At 68.6% G+C, this 18,092-nt stretch carries 20 protein-coding genes; 10 read left to right on the top strand and 10 right to left on the bottom strand.

All coding sequences use genetic code 11. The features are described from left to right. Nucleotides 1-355: 355 nt before the first annotated feature. The 6 genes from IM738_RS12000 to mnhG all read left to right on the top strand — a co-directional run bounded on the left by IM738_RS12000 (nt 356) and on the right by mnhG (nt 6,344). Complete coding sequence (locus IM738_RS12000) at nt 356-3,277, top strand: monovalent cation/H+ antiporter subunit A (RefSeq protein ID WP_236966082.1); 2,922 nt, start codon at nt 356-358, stop codon at nt 3,275-3,277. Then, nucleotides 3,265-3,609, top strand: a complete 345-nt coding sequence (locus IM738_RS11995) for a Na+/H+ antiporter subunit C (protein WP_236966081.1) — start codon at nt 3,265-3,267, stop codon at nt 3,607-3,609. The genes IM738_RS12000 and IM738_RS11995 overlap by 13 nt, the downstream gene beginning before the upstream one ends. Nucleotides 3,610-3,671: 62 nt before the next feature. Then, nucleotides 3,672-5,249, top strand: a complete 1,578-nt coding sequence (locus IM738_RS11990) for a monovalent cation/H+ antiporter subunit D (RefSeq protein WP_236966308.1) — start codon at nt 3,672-3,674, stop codon at nt 5,247-5,249. Continuing rightward, a complete protein-coding gene (locus tag IM738_RS11985; RefSeq protein ID WP_236966080.1) occupies nt 5,246-5,734 on the top strand; it encodes a Na+/H+ antiporter subunit E in 489 nt (162 codons plus the stop codon). Before IM738_RS11990 ends, IM738_RS11985 begins: the two co-directional genes overlap by 4 nt. Next, complete coding sequence (locus tag IM738_RS11980; RefSeq protein ID WP_236966079.1) at nt 5,731-6,006, top strand: K+/H+ antiporter subunit F; 276 nt, start codon at nt 5,731-5,733, stop codon at nt 6,004-6,006. The genes IM738_RS11985 and IM738_RS11980 overlap by 4 nt, the downstream gene beginning before the upstream one ends. A gap of 2 nt (nt 6,007-6,008) precedes the next feature. Next, the gene (gene mnhG / locus IM738_RS11975) at nt 6,009-6,344 is read left to right on the top strand and encodes a monovalent cation/H(+) antiporter subunit G (protein WP_236966078.1); all 336 of its coding nucleotides are present in this window, start codon (nt 6,009-6,011) and stop codon (nt 6,342-6,344) included. A 27-nt stretch (nt 6,345-6,371) separates the two neighbouring features. Here mnhG and IM738_RS11970 read toward each other — a convergent pair whose 3' ends face one another. The 4 genes from IM738_RS11970 to IM738_RS11955 all read right to left on the bottom strand — a co-directional run bounded on the left by IM738_RS11970 (nt 6,372) and on the right by IM738_RS11955 (nt 9,338). After that, nucleotides 6,372-7,112, bottom strand: coding sequence for an N-acetyltransferase (locus IM738_RS11970; protein ID WP_336886562.1), 741 nt, complete (start codon nt 7,110-7,112; stop codon nt 6,372-6,374). After that, a complete protein-coding gene (locus IM738_RS11965; RefSeq protein WP_236966077.1) occupies nt 7,105-7,977 on the bottom strand; it encodes a FapA family protein in 873 nt (290 codons plus the stop codon). Before IM738_RS11965 ends, IM738_RS11970 begins: the two co-directional genes overlap by 8 nt. A gap of 7 nt (nt 7,978-7,984) precedes the next feature. Then, nucleotides 7,985-8,863 carry a universal stress protein gene (locus IM738_RS11960; RefSeq protein WP_236966076.1) on the bottom strand — a complete coding sequence of 293 codons (879 nt, stop codon included), beginning with the start codon at nt 8,861-8,863 and terminating at the stop codon, nt 7,985-7,987. Between the two features lie 73 nt (nt 8,864-8,936). Continuing rightward, entirely contained in the window at nt 8,937-9,338 is a 402-nt protein-coding gene (locus tag IM738_RS11955) for a GreA/GreB family elongation factor (RefSeq protein WP_236966075.1), read from the bottom strand. 386 nt (nt 9,339-9,724) lie between these two features. On the opposite strand from IM738_RS11955, the gene IM738_RS11950 reads away from it, so the two are divergent. The 3 genes from IM738_RS11950 to IM738_RS11940 are packed head-to-tail and all read left to right on the top strand — an operon-like array spanning nt 9,725 to nt 11,216. Continuing rightward, nucleotides 9,725-9,985, top strand: coding sequence for a ParD-like family protein (locus IM738_RS11950; protein WP_236966074.1), 261 nt, complete (start codon nt 9,725-9,727; stop codon nt 9,983-9,985). Continuing rightward, nucleotides 9,985-10,776: a type I methionyl aminopeptidase gene (gene map, locus IM738_RS11945; RefSeq protein ID WP_236966073.1), complete on the top strand. Its 792-nt coding sequence runs from the start codon at nt 9,985-9,987 to the stop codon at nt 10,774-10,776. The genes IM738_RS11950 and map overlap by 1 nt, the downstream gene beginning before the upstream one ends. A gap of 47 nt (nt 10,777-10,823) precedes the next feature. Further along, nucleotides 10,824-11,216, top strand: coding sequence for a DUF1801 domain-containing protein (locus IM738_RS11940; protein ID WP_236966072.1), 393 nt, complete (start codon nt 10,824-10,826; stop codon nt 11,214-11,216). Between the two features lie 79 nt (nt 11,217-11,295). Here IM738_RS11940 and IM738_RS11935 read toward each other — a convergent pair whose 3' ends face one another. The 3 genes from IM738_RS11935 to IM738_RS11925 all read right to left on the bottom strand — a co-directional run bounded on the left by IM738_RS11935 (nt 11,296) and on the right by IM738_RS11925 (nt 14,153). Then, on the bottom strand, nt 11,296-12,264 hold the full coding sequence (locus tag IM738_RS11935) for an NAD(P)-dependent oxidoreductase (protein ID WP_236966071.1): 969 nt from the start codon (nt 12,262-12,264) through the stop codon (nt 11,296-11,298). Between the two features lie 37 nt (nt 12,265-12,301). After that, complete coding sequence (locus IM738_RS11930) at nt 12,302-12,985, bottom strand: RraA family protein (protein ID WP_236966070.1); 684 nt, start codon at nt 12,983-12,985, stop codon at nt 12,302-12,304. Between the two features lie 187 nt (nt 12,986-13,172). Then, a complete protein-coding gene (locus tag IM738_RS11925) occupies nt 13,173-14,153 on the bottom strand; it encodes a Bug family tripartite tricarboxylate transporter substrate binding protein (RefSeq protein WP_236966069.1) in 981 nt (326 codons plus the stop codon). Between the two features lie 126 nt (nt 14,154-14,279). Between IM738_RS11925 and IM738_RS11920 the strand changes: the two genes are divergently transcribed. Beyond that, nucleotides 14,280-15,092, top strand: coding sequence for an IclR family transcriptional regulator (locus IM738_RS11920; protein ID WP_236966068.1), 813 nt, complete (start codon nt 14,280-14,282; stop codon nt 15,090-15,092). Between the two features lie 127 nt (nt 15,093-15,219). Here the strand turns inward: IM738_RS11920 and IM738_RS11915 are convergent, their stop codons facing one another. The 3 genes from IM738_RS11915 to IM738_RS11905 all read right to left on the bottom strand — a co-directional run bounded on the left by IM738_RS11915 (nt 15,220) and on the right by IM738_RS11905 (nt 18,067). Next, nucleotides 15,220-15,588: a methylglyoxal synthase gene (locus IM738_RS11915; RefSeq protein ID WP_236966067.1), complete on the bottom strand. Its 369-nt coding sequence runs from the start codon at nt 15,586-15,588 to the stop codon at nt 15,220-15,222. Nucleotides 15,589-15,643: 55 nt separating this feature from the next. Next, the gene (gene pgi / locus IM738_RS11910; RefSeq protein WP_236966066.1) at nt 15,644-17,293 is read right to left on the bottom strand and encodes a glucose-6-phosphate isomerase; all 1,650 of its coding nucleotides are present in this window, start codon (nt 17,291-17,293) and stop codon (nt 15,644-15,646) included. Between the two features lie 138 nt (nt 17,294-17,431). Next, a complete protein-coding gene (locus IM738_RS11905) occupies nt 17,432-18,067 on the bottom strand; it encodes a bifunctional 4-hydroxy-2-oxoglutarate aldolase/2-dehydro-3-deoxy-phosphogluconate aldolase (RefSeq protein WP_236966065.1) in 636 nt (211 codons plus the stop codon). Nucleotides 18,068-18,092: the final 25 nt, after the last annotated feature.

Raw genomic sequence — 18,092 nt, 5'->3', positions numbered from 1 at the left:
TCGACCCGTTGTCGCCGGCCGCCCCCAAAGAGCGAGCCCTGCGTCACCGGAAGGGGCAGATAGAACATGTTGGCCGCCACGGTGCACAGACTCGCCTGGCGGCCGCTTCATGAGTCCTCTGTCCACCATCCTCGTCGCGACCGGTTTTTCCGCGCCTTCGCGATGCGGGTCTGCTGGTGACCGGAACCCGTGGTGCGGGGAGGGCCGTCGCCACGCCATCGACCTGGCGCAACCGATCGCGCCCCAGGCCTCGCTGGTCCTGATGCACGCCGTCGAAAGGCCCCACGAAGGGCAGATGCGCCGGGCTGGTCCGCCCACGCGCGCTTGCGCGTGATCCGAAAGTAGACTCCCCGCCATGTCACTGCTCCTGCTGCTGTCCCTGCCTTTCATCGGAAGCCTTGTCGCTGCGCTGTTGCCCACCAGTGCGCGCAACATCGGATCGCTCTGGGCCGCGGCCGTCGCTCTGGTGATTTCCGTGCAGGTGGCCTGGCTGTACCCGGACGTGAGCGCCGGCACCGTGGTGTCGGAGCGCCTGACCTGGCTCCCCAGCCTGGGCATCGATGTCGTCGTCCGCCTGGACGGCTTCGCGTGGATGTTCGCGATGCTGGTCAGCGGCATGGGCCTGCTGGTCATTGTCTACGCGCGCTACTACCTGTCGAGCGACGACCCGGCCGCGCGTTTCTATTCGCTGCTGCTGGGCTTCATGGGCGCCATGCTCGGCGTCGTCGTCTCGGGCAACCTGGTGCAGCTGGTCGTGTTCTGGGAGCTGACCAGTGTGTTCTCGTTCCTGCTGATCGGCTACTGGACCCACCGCAAGGACGCCCGCCGCGGTGCCCGCATGGCCTTCACCGTCACCGCCACGGGCGGGCTGGCGTTGCTGGCCGGTGTGCTGGTGCTGGGGCACATCGTGGGCAGCCACGAGCTCGACGTGGTGCTGCAGGCCGGCGACCTCGTGCGTGCCCATCCGCTGTACCCGATGGCGCTTGGTCTGGTGCTGCTGGGCGCGCTGACCAAGAGCGCGCAGTTCCCGTTCCACTTCTGGCTGCCGCACGCGATGGCCGCGCCCACACCGGTGTCGGCCTACCTGCACTCGGCCACGATGGTCAAGGCCGGCGTGTTCCTGCTGGCACGCTTGTGGCCCGTGCTCTCCGGCACCGACGAATGGTTCTGGATCGTGGGCGGCGCGGGCCTGGTCACGCTGCTGCTGGGCAGCTACGTGGCCATGTTCCAGAACGACCTGAAGGGCCTGCTGGCGTACTCGACGATCAGCCACCTGGGCCTGATCACGCTGCTGCTGGGGCTGAACAGCCCGCTGGCCGCGGTGGCCGCGGTGTTCCACATGATGAACCACGCGACCTTCAAGGCTTCGCTGTTCATGTCGGTGGGCATCATCGACCACGAGAGCGGCACGCGCGACATGCGCCGTCTCCAGGGTCTGTCGCGCAGCATGCCCGTCACCGGCACGCTGGCCATCGTGGCCTGTGCGGCCATGGCCGGCGTGCCGCTGCTCAACGGTTTCCTGTCCAAGGAAATGTTCTTTGCCGAAACCGTGTTCGTGAGCGCCAGCCCGCTCATCGAGCACGGCCTGCCGGCACTGGCCACCCTGGCCGGTGTGTTCGCGGTGGTGTATTCGCTGCGCTTCGCACACGGCGTGTTTTTCGGCCCGGCACCGCGCGACCTGCCGCGCAAGCCGCACGAGCCGGCGCACTGGATGCGCGTGCCGGTGGAGTTGCTCGTGCTGGCCTGCGTGGTCGTCGGCACGCTGCCGGCCTGGTCCATCGGCCCGGTGCTGGCACTGGCCGCCCAACCGGTGGTCGGCGGCACGCTGCCCGCCTACAGCCTCGCGGTCTGGCACGGCTTCAACACCCCGCTGCTGATGAGCCTGGTGGCCACCGTCGGCGGTCTGCTCGTGTACCTGCGGTTCGCCAGCCGCTTCCGGCAGCGCCGCCAGCGCGGGGCACCGTTGCTGCAGCGGCTGGACGGCAAACGCCTGTTCGAGAACGGGCTGGCCCGCGCCTCGGATGCGGCAAGGCACCTGACCCGCTGGCTCGGCACCCGCCATCTGCAGCCGCAACTGTTTGCCATGTTGCTGATCGCCGGCCTCGCCGGTCTGGGCTCGGCGCTGATCGTGCCGCTGACCTGGGGTGACCGCGCGCGCGTGCCGGCCACCCCCGAGTTCGTGCTGCTGTGGCTGATCGCGGGTGCATGCGCGATCGGTGCGGCCAACCAGGCCAAATTCCACCGGCTGGCCGCGCTGACCATGCTCAGCGTCGTCGGCCTCGCGATGTGCATCACGTTTGCGTGGTTCTCCGCGCCGGACCTCGCGCTCACGCAGCTGGCCGTCGAGGTCGTCACGCTCGTGCTGTTCCTGCTCGGCCTGCGCTGGCTGCCCAAGCGACGGGAGGTGGACGACCCGCGCACGGCCTCGCGCGCCTGGTGGCGCCGTCGCCGCGATCTGGTGCTCGCGGTGCTGATCGGCGTCGGCCTGTCGGCGCTGTCGTATGCGCTGCTGACACGCCAGGCGCCGCAGTCGATCTCGCCCTTCTTCATCGAGAAGGCGCTGCCCGAAGGCGGGGGCACGAACGTGGTCAACGTGATGCTGGTCGACTTCCGGGCCTTCGACACGCTGGGCGAGATCACCGTGCTGGGCATCGTCGGCCTGACGGTTTTCGCGCTGCTACGGCGCTTCCGCCCGGCGCGCGAGACGGTCGAGCCGACCGAGCAGCAACAGGTGCACGTGGACGCCGCGGGCATCGACCTGATCGATCGCGACGGGGACGGCGACCATCACCTGCCGCCTTACCTGGAGGTGCCGGCGGTGCTGGTGCGGCTGCTGCTGCCGGTGGCCGGGCTGTTCGCCTTCCACCTGTTCATGCGCGGCCACAACGAACCCGGCGGCGGATTCGTCGCCGGCCTGGTGGTGGCGATCGCCTTCATCGCGCAATACATGGTCAGCGGCACGCGCTGGGTCGAGGCGCGGATGCACCTGCTGCCCACGCGCTGGATCGCTGCCGGCCTGCTGATCGCGCTGGTCACCGGGCTGGGCTCCCTGGCGCTCGGGCACCCCTTCCTGACCACCCACACCGCGCACGTGAGCTGGCCGCTGGTCGGCGAGGTGCACCTGCCCACGGCGGCCCTGTTCGACCTCGGCGTGTTCGCGGTCGTCGTGGGTTCGACCCTGCTGCTGCTGACCGCCATCGCCCACCAGTCCCTGCGCGCGCGCCGCCGCAAGGGCATGGCCTTGGATGAAAGAAAGGACACCGGATGGAAGCCGTGATTTCGATCGCGATCGGCGTGATGGCCAGTGCGGGCGTGTGGTTGATCTTGCGACCCCGGACCTTCCAGGTGCTGATCGGCCTGACGCTGCTGTCCTATGCGGTCAACCTGTTCATCTTCAGTGTCGGCAGCCTGGCCGTCGACCGCGAACCCATCGTCAGGTCCGGTGTGGTGGCCGACCTCGTCAACTACAGCGACCCGCTGCCGCAGTCGCTGGTGCTGACGGCCATCGTCATCGGTTTCGCCACGACGGCGCTGTTCCTCGTCGTGCTGCTCGCGTTGCGCGGCCTGTCCGGTGGCGACCATGTGGACGGCCAGGAGGAGCGCCTGTGACCGTGGACTTCAACCACCTGCTCGTCACGCCCATCCTGCTGCCGCTGGCCACGGCGGCGCTGATGCTCCTGCTGGGCGAGGGCCGGCGCGGCCTGAAAGCGGTGGTCAACGTGCTGTCCACCACCCTCGGGCTGGCGATCGCCGTGAGCTTGCTGCTGGGCGTGGCCCGGCACGGTGCGCCGGCGGCCTTCGGCATCTACCTGCCGGGCAACTGGTCCGTGCCCTTCGGCATCGTGCTGGTCGCGGACCGGCTGTCGGCCCTGATGATGGTGCTGACGGGTTGCGTGGGTCTGGCCTCGCTGCTGTACGCGCTGGCGCGCTGGCAACACGCCGGGGTGTACTTCCACGTGCTGTTCCAGCTGCAGCTGATGGGGCTGTACGGTGCCTTCCTGACGGCCGACCTGTTCAACCTGTTCGTCTTCTTCGAGGTGCTGCTGGCCGCCAGCTACGGCCTGCTGCTGCACGGCGGCGGCAGCTCGCGCGTGCGCGCCGGGCTGCACTACATCGCCATCAACCTGGTCGCCTCGCTGCTGTTCCTGATCGGCGTGGCGGTGCTCTACGGCGTGGCTGGCACGCTGAACATGGCCGACATCGCACAGAAGCTGCCGGCGGTGCCGGCCGCCGACCGCGGCCTGCTGCATGCCGGGGCGGCCATCCTGGCCATTGCCTTCCTCGCCAAGGCCGGGCTGTGGCCGCTGAACTTCTGGCTGCCACCGGCGTATGCCGCGGCCAGTGCGCCGGCCGCGGCCGTGTTCGCCATCCTGACGAAGGTCGGCGTGTACGCCGTGCTGCGCCTGTGGACGCTGTGTTTTCCGGCAGATGCCGGCGCCTCGGCGGGCTTCGGCGGCGACGTCCTGGTGTGGGGCGGGCTGGTCACGCTGGCCTATGGTGCCGTCGGCATGCTGGCCTCGCAGCAACTGGCGCGCCTGGCCGCCTACAGCGTCATCGCCTCGTCGGGCACGCTGGTGGCGACGATCGGTTTCGACGCCCCGATGCTCAGCGGCGGCGCGCTGTTCTACCTGGCCAGTTCCACGCTGGCGGGCTGCGCGATGTTCCTGCTGGTGGAACTGCTGGAGCGCTCGCGCCAGGTCGAGGTCGGCCCTCAGCAGGTCGACGACGGCAACCACGCCTTGCCGGCCTTCTTCGACGCCGAGCCGCCACCGGGCACCAACCTCGACGACGATGAAGAGGCGCTCATCGGTCGCGCGATCCCGGCGGCGCTGGCCTTTCTCGGTCTCACCTTCACGGTCTGCGCGCTGGTGACGGCCGGATTGCCGCCACTGTCCGGGTTTGTGGCCAAGCTGGCCATGCTCACTGCGCTGCTCGGCCTGCAAACGCCGGCGGCCTGGACGCTGTTCGTGCTGCTGATCCTCTCGGGGCTGTTTGGCGCGATGTCGCTGATGCGGGTGGGCATGCGCCACTTCTGGACCACGCAGGACCGCCCGCCACCGCGCCTGCGCGTGATCGAGACCTTGCCGATCGCGGGTCTGCTGGCCGCGTCGCTGGCGATGGTGCTGCAGGCCGAAGCCGGGCTCACCTACACCCGCGCCGCCGCCGAGGCGCTGCACGCGCCCGCCCTCTACATCGACGCGGTGATGGGTGCGCAGCCGGTGCCGCGCGTGACGGGAGGTGCGCCATGAAGCGCCTGCTGCCATCGCCCTGGCTGTCGCTGGGCCTGTTCGGCGGCTGGCTGCTGCTGACCCGCAGCTTCAGCGTCGGCCAGGTGCTGCTGGGCGTCGTGGTCGCGGTGGTGATGCCGCTGCTGATGGCGCCCCTGCGCCCGCGCCCGGGGCCCTTGCGGCGCTGGAGCGTGCTGCTGCGTCTGATCCTGCGCGTCGGCCGCGACGTGCTGCGGTCGGCGCTGCAGGTGGCCGCCAGCGTGGTGCGCGCGGGGGCGCATCCGCCGCGCGGGACGTTCGTGGTCGTGCCGCTGGATCTGCACGACGTGCACGGCCTGGCGGCGCTGGCGATGATCACGGCCGTCATCCCGGGCACGGTCTGGACGGAGCTCGCGCCCGACCGCAGCGCCCTGCTGATCCATGTGTTCGATCTCGACGACGGGGTGGCCTTCATCGCGCACTTCAAGTCCGACTACGAACAACCGCTGAAGGAGATTTTCGAATGAGTCCCATGTTGTCGATCGCCATCACCACCACCCTGGTTCTTTACGCCGTCGCCATGGCCATCGGCGTGATGCGCCTGTTCATCGGCCCCTCCGCGCAGGACCGCGTGCTGGCGATGGATTTCGTGTACGTGGTGGGCATGCTGGTCTTGCTGGTGCTGGCCATCCGGTACGACAGCGAGATGTACTTCGAAGGCGCCCTGGTGATGGTGCTGTTCGGTTTCGTCGGTTCGGTCGCCATGGCCAAGTTCCTGCTGCGCGGGGAGGTGGTCTGACCATGCCCGCCCTCGCCGACATCCTGGTGGCTGCCCTGCTGGTGTGCAGTGGCGTCGTGGTCCTGGTGGCAGCGCTCGGCCTGTGGAGGCTGCCCGACTTTTTTCTGCGCATGCACGCACCGGCCCTGGCCTCCACGCTCGGTGCATGGATCGTCACCCTGGCCTCCATCGTGCACTTCAGCACGCGCGGGGCGGGCCTGAGCCTGCACGTCTGGCTGATCATCATCGTGTTGTCGATCTCGGCCCCGGTCACGACGATCGTGCTGGCGCGCGCCGCCCTGTTCCGCCGGCGCCAGGCCGGCGATGCCTTGCCAGGGCCACTCCAGCGGCGCCGCTGAACGACACCGACCCCGCCGAGGGTGGGTTCAGATTTGCGCAGGATCGGCTGCCAACATGGCAGCGCGCAAGGATCCGCCCGCCGGCGAAGCGGTCTGCCGCCATCGGTCGACATCCCAGTCCGTTCCGAGCAGCAACATGCGGGTCTGGAGGCTGTCGCGCGTCGCCTGATCGACGGGCGATGCCAGGAAGCCGATGTTCTTGTCGCGGATTTCGATGTATTCGAGGCGATGCCGCTGCGCCAGTGATCGCCACAGCGCGTGGGCCCCCGGGGACTGGCGCGCACCGCTGATCAGGCAGAACCCCTGATCGAGTGCCCATTCGTACACAGCGCTGGCAATGCCACGCCGCTGGTACCCGTGGGCGTACTTGGAATGCGGTGCCCGGACAACGCGATCCAGCCGGCGATTCACCTCGATCAGGCGGTTGAAGACGGTGTAGCCAGCCAGACGGCCGCGCGCCACGTCCTCCACGTAGATGTAGTGCTCGCCATCGGCCTCGCGGTGATGAAAGATCAAATCCGGGAACTGCGCCTGGGTGACCTTGTTGCTGTGGTTCAGGACGCCTGAGCGCGCCAGGCGCGCATGCAGCGAGGCCAGCTCATCCTCCACTTCCGACGAACCCCACTGCACATCCACGCGCAACTCCATGACCTGCCGCCGCTCAGAAGGGCGCGGCGCTTGCGTCCACGGGGGAATGCGGGCGAGAAGCGCGTGCCGGTGGGCGAACAAGGGCCACGACAGCATGGCCCACAGCCAGGGTTCAAACATCGCGAACCCCCGCCCACCAGCCGCTCATCAGCCCTTCGGGCTTCTCGCTGGCACACACCCGGGCACTGGTGTCCCAGTCCTCCACCTGCACATTCAGGCCCGCAAAGACGCCGTACCCTGCGCCCGCCCGAATGGTCCCGAACGCACTGAGGCTTTCGCCGGATCGGATCGCGCCGCGCGCCTGGATGGCACCCCCCGCCTTGATCCCCCAACCGGCCTCCAGGTGCATGCCGCCCTCGATGTCCGCGCCGGCCGAGAGGCCTTCGCTGGCGTGGACGCTGCCAGCGGCCACCAGACTGCCTCCCGCCACCAGGCCCTTCTCGCAGGCGACAGCGCCCTGCACGATCAGGTCGCGGCCCACCAGGGCCTGGCCACTCAGGCTCAGGCGACCGCCGCACCGCACATCCCAGGCGGCCCGCAGGTCGCCCTTGACGCTGAGGTCGCCCGCAGTCTCGACACCCCAGCCGGCCTTGAGGCCGCCGCCGGACGCCAGCCGGCCGTTGCTGCGAATGCCGCCCTCGCAGCGAATGTCGTCGCCCGACACCAGTGCTTCGCCGGCAAAAATGCTCCCGCCCACCTCGATGCGCTGTCCTGCGTGCACGACCGAATCGACATCGAGGTTGCCGCGCACCCGCAGCGAACCCGCGAACACGATGGCGGTGGCCGAGAGATGGTCGACGGTCAGCGTCTCGTTGGTGGGGCCGAACTGCGCGAGCAGCCAGCAGGCGTCGTTGACGCGGCCGGCGTTGACGAGGGCGTCCAGCAATTCCTGGTAGTTGCTGCCCTCCTGATGGTGGCGCAGGAACCAGCGAAACCCGTCCGCACACGGCTGTTTGGTCTTGATGAAATGTTTGGTGAGGTCCATGGTGTCCTCAGCAGCTGGCATTTGCAGGGGTGAGCACGCCCAGACTATCGAGCGGTGCAATCAGCACGTCGCCGTTCGAGCATTTGGCCAGGTGCTGTGCCACGCTGCCGGAGAGAAACCGCGACAGCGGGGAACGGCGGCTCTGGCCCACCACGACCAGTTCGGCCCGAGTGGCTTGCTGGTGCAGCGCGGTGGCGTGGGCCGGATCACCATGGCCGACGTCGAACGCCAGCGGGTGGCCCTGTGGCGCTGGCAGGGGAGCGGCCAACCCGTCGATGAGCTGCGTGAGGCGGTCTCGGGCCTGCTGGCGCGAGGCCGACCGGTTGGCCCAGATCACGTCGGGCGATGCGTTGACCGAACGCAGCCTGGCGTCTTCGATCGTGTCGATCGCGTGAAACAGCTTCGGCCCGGCGGGCGCTGAAAGCTGGCGGGCAAAGTGAATCAGGGGCGTTGATCGTGGCGACAGGTCGACGGCCACGAGCACCTGCGCGTAGGGCCGCAGCGCGGCCCGCCTGACCACCAGCAACGGACACCGGCTGCCGTGCACGGCCTGGTCGAGCGTGGTGCCGAGGTGAAAGCGCCTCCAGCTGCGCCGCGACAACGGCCCCATCACCAGCAGGGACGAGGCACCGGCCTCGGCCAGCACCTCGTCCAGCGACGCCGAGGCTTCAAGGGCGTGCACCTCGATCTCGTGGCGCCGGGCCAGCTGGCGCGCGCGTTGTGCCAGCCGTGCCAGGGGATGGGCGAGACGGGTGGTCGGGCCCTCGGCGAAATGGACCAGACGCAGAGGGGCCTGGTGTTGTCGGGCCAGCAGGGCAGCGCGCTCCAGCGCGTGCGCGGACAGCGCCGTGAAGTCGGAGACGGCAAGAATGGAGTCGATGTGCATGGGAAATCCTGGACGAACGAGGGCCTTCCCGCAGCGCAAGGTCTGCGGGGTGTGATCGATGGCGACGGGGCGGCTAGGTGGTGTAGTCGCCGCTGGCTTCGGGCTGGAACAGCAGCGTGAGAATCCTGGCCGCGCAGGCCTCCCCGTTGGGCGTGCGCCAGCGGGCGATCGCCCCCTCGCGCTGGCCGAGCAGGCTCGCCCCCACGGGGGACAGCACGGAGATGAAGCCCTGGTGCGGCTCGGCGTCAGCGGGGTAACACAGCGTGAGCTTCTGGCGCTTCTTGGACTCGAGGTCTTCGACGATGACCTGTGAGTACATCGTGATGATGTCGGGGGGGATCTCGCGCGAAGGAACGAGGTCCAGGGATTCGAGCGTGTCGAGCAGTTCGGGCGGGAGCTGTGCGCCGCGCAGGTTGCTCAGGCGAGCGAAATCGATCTCGGTGAGCAGCCGCTCACCCGCATGGTTCTTGTGCATGGTGCACTCCAACTGGTGCAGGCCCGCCGGAACAAGGCGACGCCCGCGATCGCGCTGGGCTGGGGCCCGGCGATGGTTGGATTGCGCAAAAGGGAGGAAGGGGTATCGCCGGGCTCAGGAATGTGCGGCCGGCTGGCGCAGTCCCGCCGAGCCCATCAGCTTGCGACCGGCCACAGCGTCACCCGCCGCGAGGGGCAAGCAAGCTGCCGTGTGGGCAGTGATGGTTGGGAGGAAGGCCATGACCGCATTGTAGGACGCCTTGCCTTGCGCTGTGCCCAGGTTCTCGTTTGTCCCCCGGCGGTGCCCGGTCATGGACCAGGCACCAGGCACGCGTCGGACCATATGAAGCAACTATAATTCGCATACGTTTCATATATAGGTGATCCATGGGTATCGTCAAAATTTCAGACCTGATGCACGAAAACCTTCGGGTGGCAGGCAACGCCCTCAGCCGGTCGATCAACGCCCAGGCCGAACACTGGATGCGGGTCGGCATGCTGACCGAGATGCACCCGGAGCTGGACTACCGCGACATCTGCCAGCTGCTGATCCGCGCCGAACTCACGGGGGGACTGGACATCACGGCAGCGGCCACGGCCACCACCGTCCCCGAAAGGCCCCGCGCACGCCCGGCGGGCAAACACTGATGGCGCGCGCCGTTCCCATCAAATCCGCCGAAGAACTCGACCGGTCGCGGCGGGCCGCCCAGCTGGCCGCCGAGGTGCTGGCCATGATCGAGCCCCACGTGGTGCCGGGGGTGAGCACCGAAGCGCTCGACCGCCTCTGCCACGACCACATCGTGAAGGTGCAGGGCGCGATCCCCGCCAACCTGGGCTACCACGGCTACCCCAAGACCATCCTCACCTCCGTCAACCAGGTGGTCTGCCATGGCATCCCCTCGCCCGACAAGATCCTGAAGAAGGGCGACATCGTCAACATCGACGTGGCCGTCAACATGGACGGCTGGTTCGGCGACACCAGCCGCATGTTCTTCGTCGGTGAACCCAGCACCCTGGCTCGCCGCCTGGTGGAAACGACCTACGAAGCCTTGCTCGCGGGCATCCGGCAGGTCAGGCCGGGAGCGACCCTGGGCGACGTGGGCCACGCCATCCAGTCGGTCGCGCAGCAGGCGCATTTCAGCGTGGTGCGCGAGTACTGCGGGCACGGCATCGGCCAGATCTACCACGACGAACCGCAGGTGCTGCACTTCGGGCAGCGGGGGCAAGGGCTCAAACTGGAGGCGGGCATGGTGTTCACCATCGAGCCCATGCTCAATGCCGGCAAACGCGACACGCGGCAACTGCCCGACGGCTGGACCGTGGTCACCAAAGACCGCTCGCTGTCTGCCCAGTGGGAACACATGGTGGCCGTCACGCCCGAGGGGTACGAGGTGCTGACGGCGTGGCCGGGTGGCACGGGGGCTTACGCGGCGGTGTGACACCTGCCGGGGCGGACAGGCATCCAGGTTCGACGGAGGGCGAGAACATGAAGATGGTCCTGACTTCGGCGAAAGATCCCGACGGGTACATCGCCTGTCTGAGCGGCTGGCCACAGCGCTATGTGCAGGCCTTGCGCTCGGTGGTTCGCCACGCCGCGCCGGAACTCGAAGAGCGGCTGAAGTGGGGGCACCTCGTCTACTTCGCCGATGGCCCGGTGCTGCTCATCCGGGCGGAACCCCATCGCGTGCTGTTTGGTTTCTGGGAGGGGCAGCGCCTGCGGCACATCGAGCCCCGCCTGAGGCCCGGCGGGAAGTTCCAGATGGCCACGCTGGAGCTGAAAGAAGACACGCCCCTGCGCCAGGAGACCGCCGTTCGCCTGGTCACGGAGGCCGCGAAACTTGCCCGTGCGGCAGGCGGTGCACCGTTCACGGATTGCTGATGCACCACGTCGTTGCAAAGCCCGACCACAAGGTGTTCGTCAAAAACTTCAAAGGGCAAACGGACCATGGCCAGGCCGTTCAGACCCTTGCAGCGCTGGGTGTTGCGCCCCGGGCGGTGGTGACTCCGGTGGCAGCCAGCACGGCCAGCGTGTTCTTCACCGCGGCCAAGCCCATGTTCACATAGGCATCGCTGGTGACGCCACCGATGTGCGGGCTGAGGATGAAACCGGGCTGCCCGTGAAAGATGTGCGGGTGGCTCATGGGCTCGATGCAGAAGCTGTCCAGCCCCGCCATGCGCACCTGGCCCGACAACACGGCCGCCAGCAGCGCCGGCTCGTCGATCAGGCCGCCGCGCGCGGTGTTCACCACGATCACGCCCGGCTTGCAGCGGGCGAGCGTCTGCGCGTTGATCAGGCCCTTGTTCTCGGGCGTCAGCGGGCAGTGCAGCGAGATCGCGTCGGCCTCGCGCCAGAGCGTGTCCAGGTCCACTGCCGTGACGTGCTCGGGCAGGTTCTTCGCAAACGGGTCGAAGCCGATCACGCGCATGCCCATGGCGTCGGCCATCTTGGCAAAACGCAGGCCGATGGCACCCAGGCCGACCAGGCCGACCGTGCGGCCGCCCAGCTCCAGGCCTTTGTGCGTGGCCTTGTCCCAGTGGCCGTCGTGCATGCGCTGGTTCAGCTGCACGACCGACTTGGCGCAGGCCAGCAGCAAGGCCAGGGCCTGCTCGGCCACGGCGGCGGCGTTGGCGCCCACGGCGGCGGTGACGGCGATGCCACGTTCGGCGGCGGCGGTTTTGTCGATGGTGTCGGTGCCGCTGCCGTGTTTGGAGATCACGCGCAGCGCGGGCGCGGCGTTCATGGTTTCGGCGTTCACGCCGCTGTATCGCACGATGATGCCCACCGGGTTGTGCGCGCGCGCCATGGCCACGATGTCGGCCTGCGTCGGCGTCTTGCCGGTGTAGACCACCTCGTGGTCTTCAAGCAGGGCCAGCGCCTGCGGCGCGAGGTCGGCGCCGGTGACGAGGATGACGGGCTTCGAGCTCATGAGGAAGCCTCAGTCCTTCGGGCTGCGGTGCGGGGGCTCACAGCGTCTCACCTTGCTTGAGCACACCGGCCGCCACCAGCGAGGCGCTCAGCCACGAGGCGGAGGTGTTGCCACCTTTGATCTGCGCGATGCGTTTGGCCTCGGCGTTCACCTTGTGTTCGGCCAGCGGCAGCAAATCGGCCAGCACCTCGCGCTCGACCACCACCACGCCATCACCGTCGCCGATGATGAAGTCGCCCGGATGCACCGTCACGCCGCCGATGCTGATGGGGTGGCCGATGCGGCCGCCGTTGTTCTTGGTCGGGCCGTTGGGGTTGGTGCCGACCGAGAAAACCGGGTAGTCCATCTCGTCGATCTCCAGGCTGTCGCGCACCGCGCCATCCACCACCACGCCGGCCAGGCCGAGCTGGCGGCAGGCCGTCATCATGATGGTGCCCATGAGGGCGGAGGTCTGGTCACCCTTGCCGTCGATCACCAGCACGTCGCCGGGTTTCGCCAGCGCCATCGCGGCGTGGATCATGAGGTTGTCGCCGGGGCGCACCTCCACGGTGAAGGCCGGGCCGGCCACCTTCATGCGCGGGCGCAGGGCTGTGATGCGTCCGTGCAGCGCGCCACGGCGGCCGTTGATGTCGGAAAAAATCGCCGGCTGGTACCGGGCCGCCTGCGCGACCAGATCGGGCGCGACACGCGGGAAGTCTTTGACGATGTCGGGCTGGGACATTTGTGGGCTCTCAGTTCAAGAAAGGGATATGGGTGGTCCATCAGGCCGGCGCGCGACCGGTGGCGAGCGAAGTGCCTGGGTCCAGGGCACCCGTGGAACCGGCTCTGCCGGGCCACAGGGCGCGTCCCCCTCCCAGCGCCGCAGGCGCGCCAGAGAGGGGGAAGCCGCGTCAGCGGCGCAGGGGGTGTCACTCCAAAATAGCGCCCGAGGCCTTGACGATCGGGGCCCAGCGAGCGAGGTCGCTCTTGATCAGACTGGCAAAGGCTTCAGGCGTGCCGCCCAGCACGTCGGCGCCCTGGTCGCTCAGCTTCTTTTTCACGTCGGCGGACTGCAGCGCCTTGTTGATCTCGGCGTTGAGCAGGGTGACGATGTCCTTGGGCGTGCCGGTCGGGGCCACGAAGCCGAACCAGGTGACGGCTTCAAAGTCCTTGACCCCCGCCTCCGCAATGGTGGGCACCTGGGGCAGGTCGTCGACGCGCTTCTGCGAGGTCACGGCCAGCGGGCGCATCTTGCCGTTCTTGATGTGACCGATCAGGGTTGGCACCGAAGACAGGTACAGCTCCACGCGGCCGCTGACCACGTCGGTGGACGCCTGGGCGGCGCCCTTGTAGGGCACATGGGTGAAGTCGACGCTGGCCGACTTCTGGAACAGCACGCTGGCGAGGTGCGCCACGGTGCCGTTGCCGGCGTAGGCCATGTTCAGCGAACCGGGCTTGGCCTTGCTGGCCGCCACCACCTCGGCCAGCGTCTTGAAGGGCGAGGTTTCGCCGACCACCATGACCAGCGGCGCGCTGGCCACCAGGCCGACGGGCGCCAGGTCCTTGATCGAGTCGTACGGCATCTTCGCGTACAGCGTCGGGTTGATCGCCAGGTTGCTGGTCTGGCCCAGGGCGATGGTGTAGCCGTCGGCCGGCGACTTGGCCACCACGTCGATGCCGATGTTGCCGCCGGTGCCCGGGCGGTTCTCGATCACGAAGGTCCAGCCCTTGGTGGTCTGGATCTTGTTGGTCACCTCGCGGGCGATCAGGTCGGTGCCGCCGCCCGCCGGGAAGGGCACGATCACCTTGATGGGTTTGGCGGGGTAGGCCTGGGCGAAGGCGGCGCCGGTGGCCAGCAGCAGGCTGGCAGCGGCAAGGGCGTGGCGGCGGGAAAGGTTCAAAGAGGTCATGTTTGTCTCCATGTGTCAGCGCTGGTCAGAAGGCCGCTGCGCTGTGTGTTTGCGGCTGGGGCGGACTGTACGAGCGTGTTTCATTCAATACAATGCAGTTTCGACAGTCGAAACGAAGGCCGATGCATGAAACCACCTGGAAAGCCCGCCACATCCCCATCGGCGGCCCCCGAAGCGGCGGAGAGCGAAGGGGCGGAGAGCGAAGCCAGCACCGGCAGCGTGACCGCCGTGACGCGGGCGCTGCGCGTGCTGGAGAGCTTCGGCATGGACGACCCGCAGCTCACCCTGGCCGAGATGAGCCGGCGCACCGGCATGCACAAGACCACCACGCTGCGCCTGGCCCGCACGCTCGCGGCCGACAACTACCTGGTGCAGAAGGAGGACGGCAGCTGGCGGCTGGGCCGAGCCGCGGGCTGGCTGGGCGCGTGTTACCAGGCGGTGTTCGACGTGCACGAGGTGGTGGAGCCGGTGCTGCGCGCGCTCACCGTGCAGACCGGCGAAAGCGCCTCGTTCTACGTGCGCGAAGGCCAGCAGCGCCAGTGCCTGGCGCGGGTGGACGGACCGCAGACCATCCGCCACCACGTGCGCGTGGGCATCGGCCTGCCGCTGGAGCTGGGCGCGCCGGGCCGGGTGATCCTGGCGTTTTCCGGCGAACCGGGCGAGCCCTACGAGTCGATCCGGCGGCGCGGTTTTCACCTGTCCATGGGCGAGCGCGAGGCCGAGGTGTCCAGCGTGTCGGCGCCGGTGTTCGGGCTGCACTGGCGGCTGCTGGGTTCGGTGTGCATTTCGGGGCCGACGGCGCGCCTGCCGGAGGCGCGTCTGCTGGAGCTGGCGCAGACCGTGATGACGGCGGCCAACGAGTTGTCATACGCCATCGCGGGCGCGCGCCGGCCCACGTCCCAGCTGCCACCCGGCGCTTCGGCGACGTGGCATCCCTGATCGGCGCGCAAAGACAACACACTGTTTCTTCGGGAAACCGCCGTTCACCTGGCCGCGAAGCAGAAGACCTCACGCTGTTCGTTGAGGAACTTGACGGAGCGGGCGCTCCAATCAAGCCACGGCGCCTTCAGCGCCGCGCCAAGTCGTCCAGCAGCAGCCGCGCCGTCGCCAGGTTCGTCGCGCACGGCACGTTGTGCACATCGCACGCCCGCAGCAGCGCGCTGATGTCGGGTTCGTGCGGCTGGGCGGTCATGGGGTCGCGCAGGAAGATCACGATGTCCACCTCGCCCACGGAGAGGCGTGCGCCGATCTGCAGGTCACCGCCGAACGGGCCGCTGAGCAGGCGCTCCACCGTCAAGCCCGCATCAGATTGAAGGCGCCCGCCGGTGGTGCCGGTGGCCATGAGCGTGTGTTGCCGCAGCAGGGCCGCGAACTCGCTGGCCAGGGCCACGATGGCGTCTTTCTTCTTGTCGTGGGCGATGAGGGCGATGCGCATGGTCGGAGAAGGTGCATTTGGGCCAGGAACGCCGAGGAACCGGCTTTGCCGGGCCTCAGGCGTTGCCCCCGGCAGGGGGGAGGTGCGAAGCACCGCGGGGGGTTTCCATTTGCTTCGCCATGGTTTTGCCCAGCTCCACGCCCCACTGATCGTAGGCGTTGATGCCCCAGATGGCGGCTTGCACAAACACCTTGTGTTCGTACAGCGCGATCAGCGCGCCCAGGCGGTGCGGGGTGAGCGCGTCGAGCCAGACGGTGCTGCTGGGCACGTCGCCCTTGAAGCTGCGCTGGCTCACGAACACCTCGGCCTGCTCGGCGCTCAGGCCTTCGGCCATGAGGGCCTGCAGGGTGGCCGCTTCGTCGCGGCCAACGGCCAGGGCTTGGGCCTGCGCGCGCAGGTTGAGGTTGACCACGCGGTGGTGTTCGGCAGCCAGCGGCAGGGGCGTGTCTTCGGTTTCGACCCCGACAAATTCCACCGGCACGCGGTGCGTGCCCTGGTGCAGCAGCTGGAAGTAGGCGTGCTGGCCGTCGATGCCGAGGCCGCCCCAGACGATGGGGCCGGTGTGTGTGTCGCAAGGCTGGCCGTCCTTGCGGATGCGCTTGCCATTGCTTTCCATGTCCATCTGCTGCACGAAGGGTGCGAAGCGAACCAGGCGGCTGGGGTAGGTCGAGAGCAGTTGGGTCGGGCAGTGCAGGAAGTTGCGGTTCCACACGCCGCTCATGGCCAGGATCACGGGCAGGTTCTGGTCCAGCGGGGCCGAGCGGAAGTGCGCGTCCATGGCCTGGCCGCCGGCGAGGAATTCGCGGAAGGCTTTCGAGCCAACGGCGATCGCGAGCGGCAGGCCGAGCGCGGACCAGATGGAGTAACGGCCACCGACCCAGTCCCAGAAGGTGAAGGTGTGCTCTGCCGGATAGCCAGCGGCACCGGACTTCTGCGGCGCGGCGGTGATGGCGACCAGGTGCGGGCTCTGCGCAGCGCCTTCGATGCCGGCGTCCTGCAGCCAGCGCCGCGCGGAGGCGGCGTTGGTCATGGTTTCCTGCGTGGTGAAGGTCTTGCTGGCCACGATGATCAGCGTGGAGAGCGGGTTCAGGCCGCGCAGCGTGCTGTGCAGGGCCCAGGCGTCGGGGTTGCTGACGAAGTGCACGCGCACGCCGCCAATCTTTCCGTTGGGGCCGTCGCTGCACAGCGGGGCCAGCGCGTCGGCCGCCATGCGCGGGCCGAGGTCGGAGCCGCCGATGCCGATGTTCACCACGTCGGTGATGGCGAGGCCGGTGCTGCCTTTGACCTCACCCGCGCGCACGCGGTCGGCGAAGGCGCAGACGCGGTTCAGTTCGGCCTGCACGAGTTGCTGGATGTCGTTGCCCCAGGGCGCATCGCCGCCGGTGGCGCCGGGTGTGCCGCGCAGGGCCGTGTGCAGCACCGCGCGTTGTTCGCTGGTGTTGATGACCTGGCCGTTGAACATGGCGTCGCGCTGGGCTTCGACGCTGGCTTCTTTCGCCAGCGACATCAGGGTTGACCAGATCGCTCCGTCAAAGGCCTGGCGCGTGAAGTCGACTCGGATGCCGGTGCCGTCGGCGGTGGCCTGCATCGCATCGCGGCCCGGCTGGGCCAGGCGCTCGCGCAGGTGCGGTTGCGGCAAGGCGGCGAGGGTGGCGAGTTGCTGCCAGGCGGGGAGGGTGGTGGGGGAAACGTGGGTGTTCGACATGTGACGTCCTTCCGGAGGTTCAGAGTGTGTCATGAGCCCAGAACCGTGCGGTCGCGGGCCAGGCCAGGATGCCTCGGATCCGGCTTCGCCGGGCCGCTGGCATCGCCCCGGGGGGTGATCCGAAGCGGCGCGGGGGGATCAGCTGGCCGCCAGCGCCGTGGCTTCGCGGGCCAGGCGGGTGATCTTCGCCCAGTCGCCTGCCTTCAATGCATCCGCCGGCGTGAGCCAGCTGCCACCGGCCATGGCCACGTTGGGCAGCTTCAAAAAGTCTTTCAGGTTCTCGGGGCTCACGCCGCCGGTGGGGCAGAACAACACGTCCGGGATGGGAGCGCCCAGCGCCTTGAGCATGCCCAGGCTGCCGGCCTGCTGCGCGGGGAACAGCTTCATGAGCGAGAAGCCCTGTTCGCGGCGGTGCATGACTTCGCCGGGTGTCATCACGCCGGGGATGAAGGGCAGCTTCGCGGCCTTCACGGCTTCGACCAGCGCGTCGGTGGCGCCGGGCGAGAGCGCGAAGGTGGCGCCGGCGTCGATCACGCGCTGCACCTCGGCCAAGCGGGTCACCGTGCCGGCACCCAGGTGCATCTGCGGCACGGCCTTGGCCACGGCTTCGATGGACGCGAGTGCGGCGTCGGAGCGCAGGGTGATCTCCATCACGTCGATGCCGCCTTCGAGCAGGGCGTGGGCCAGCGGCACGGCGTGGGCCGGGTCGGTGAGCACGATGACCGGCACGACGCGGGAGGTGAAAGCGGGGCGGGAGAAGCAGGTGGTGGTCATGGCAGCCTTTCGTGCAAAAGGAAAA

It is taken from the genome of Hydrogenophaga sp. SL48, assembly GCF_021729865.1.
Lineage (GTDB): Bacteria > Pseudomonadota > Gammaproteobacteria > Burkholderiales > Burkholderiaceae_C > Hydrogenophaga.
This window is presented reverse-complemented; position numbering and strand designations above follow the sequence as displayed.

Bases quoted from the DNA above. Each gene is read 5' to 3' on its own strand.
- IM738_RS12000 (WP_236966082.1), top strand. From the start codon at position 356: ATGTCACTGCTCCTGCTGCTGTCCCTGCCTTTCATCGGAAGCCTTGTC.
- IM738_RS11995 (WP_236966081.1), top strand. From the start codon at position 3,265: ATGGAAGCCGTGATTTCGATCGCGATCGGCGTGATGGCCAGTGCGGGC.
- IM738_RS11990 (WP_236966308.1), top strand. From the start codon at position 3,672: ATGCTCCTGCTGGGCGAGGGCCGGCGCGGCCTGAAAGCGGTGGTCAAC.
- IM738_RS11985 (WP_236966080.1), top strand. From the start codon at position 5,246: ATGAAGCGCCTGCTGCCATCGCCCTGGCTGTCGCTGGGCCTGTTCGGC.
- IM738_RS11980 (WP_236966079.1), top strand. From the start codon at position 5,731: ATGAGTCCCATGTTGTCGATCGCCATCACCACCACCCTGGTTCTTTAC.
- mnhG (WP_236966078.1), top strand. From the start codon at position 6,009: ATGCCCGCCCTCGCCGACATCCTGGTGGCTGCCCTGCTGGTGTGCAGT.
- IM738_RS11970 (WP_336886562.1), bottom strand. From the start codon at position 7,112: ATGTTTGAACCCTGGCTGTGGGCCATGCTGTCGTGGCCCTTGTTCGCC.
- IM738_RS11965 (WP_236966077.1), bottom strand. From the start codon at position 7,977: ATGGACCTCACCAAACATTTCATCAAGACCAAACAGCCGTGTGCGGAC.
- IM738_RS11960 (WP_236966076.1), bottom strand. From the start codon at position 8,863: ATGCACATCGACTCCATTCTTGCCGTCTCCGACTTCACGGCGCTGTCC.
- IM738_RS11955 (WP_236966075.1), bottom strand. From the start codon at position 9,338: ATGCACAAGAACCATGCGGGTGAGCGGCTGCTCACCGAGATCGATTTC.
- IM738_RS11950 (WP_236966074.1), top strand. From the start codon at position 9,725: ATGGGTATCGTCAAAATTTCAGACCTGATGCACGAAAACCTTCGGGTG.
- map (WP_236966073.1), top strand. From the start codon at position 9,985: ATGGCGCGCGCCGTTCCCATCAAATCCGCCGAAGAACTCGACCGGTCG.
- IM738_RS11940 (WP_236966072.1), top strand. From the start codon at position 10,824: ATGAAGATGGTCCTGACTTCGGCGAAAGATCCCGACGGGTACATCGCC.
- IM738_RS11935 (WP_236966071.1), bottom strand. From the start codon at position 12,264: ATGAGCTCGAAGCCCGTCATCCTCGTCACCGGCGCCGACCTCGCGCCG.
- IM738_RS11930 (WP_236966070.1), bottom strand. From the start codon at position 12,985: ATGTCCCAGCCCGACATCGTCAAAGACTTCCCGCGTGTCGCGCCCGAT.
- IM738_RS11925 (WP_236966069.1), bottom strand. From the start codon at position 14,153: ATGACCTCTTTGAACCTTTCCCGCCGCCACGCCCTTGCCGCTGCCAGC.
- IM738_RS11920 (WP_236966068.1), top strand. From the start codon at position 14,280: ATGAAACCACCTGGAAAGCCCGCCACATCCCCATCGGCGGCCCCCGAA.
- IM738_RS11915 (WP_236966067.1), bottom strand. From the start codon at position 15,588: ATGCGCATCGCCCTCATCGCCCACGACAAGAAGAAAGACGCCATCGTG.
- pgi (WP_236966066.1), bottom strand. From the start codon at position 17,293: ATGTCGAACACCCACGTTTCCCCCACCACCCTCCCCGCCTGGCAGCAA.
- IM738_RS11905 (WP_236966065.1), bottom strand. From the start codon at position 18,067: ATGACCACCACCTGCTTCTCCCGCCCCGCTTTCACCTCCCGCGTCGTG.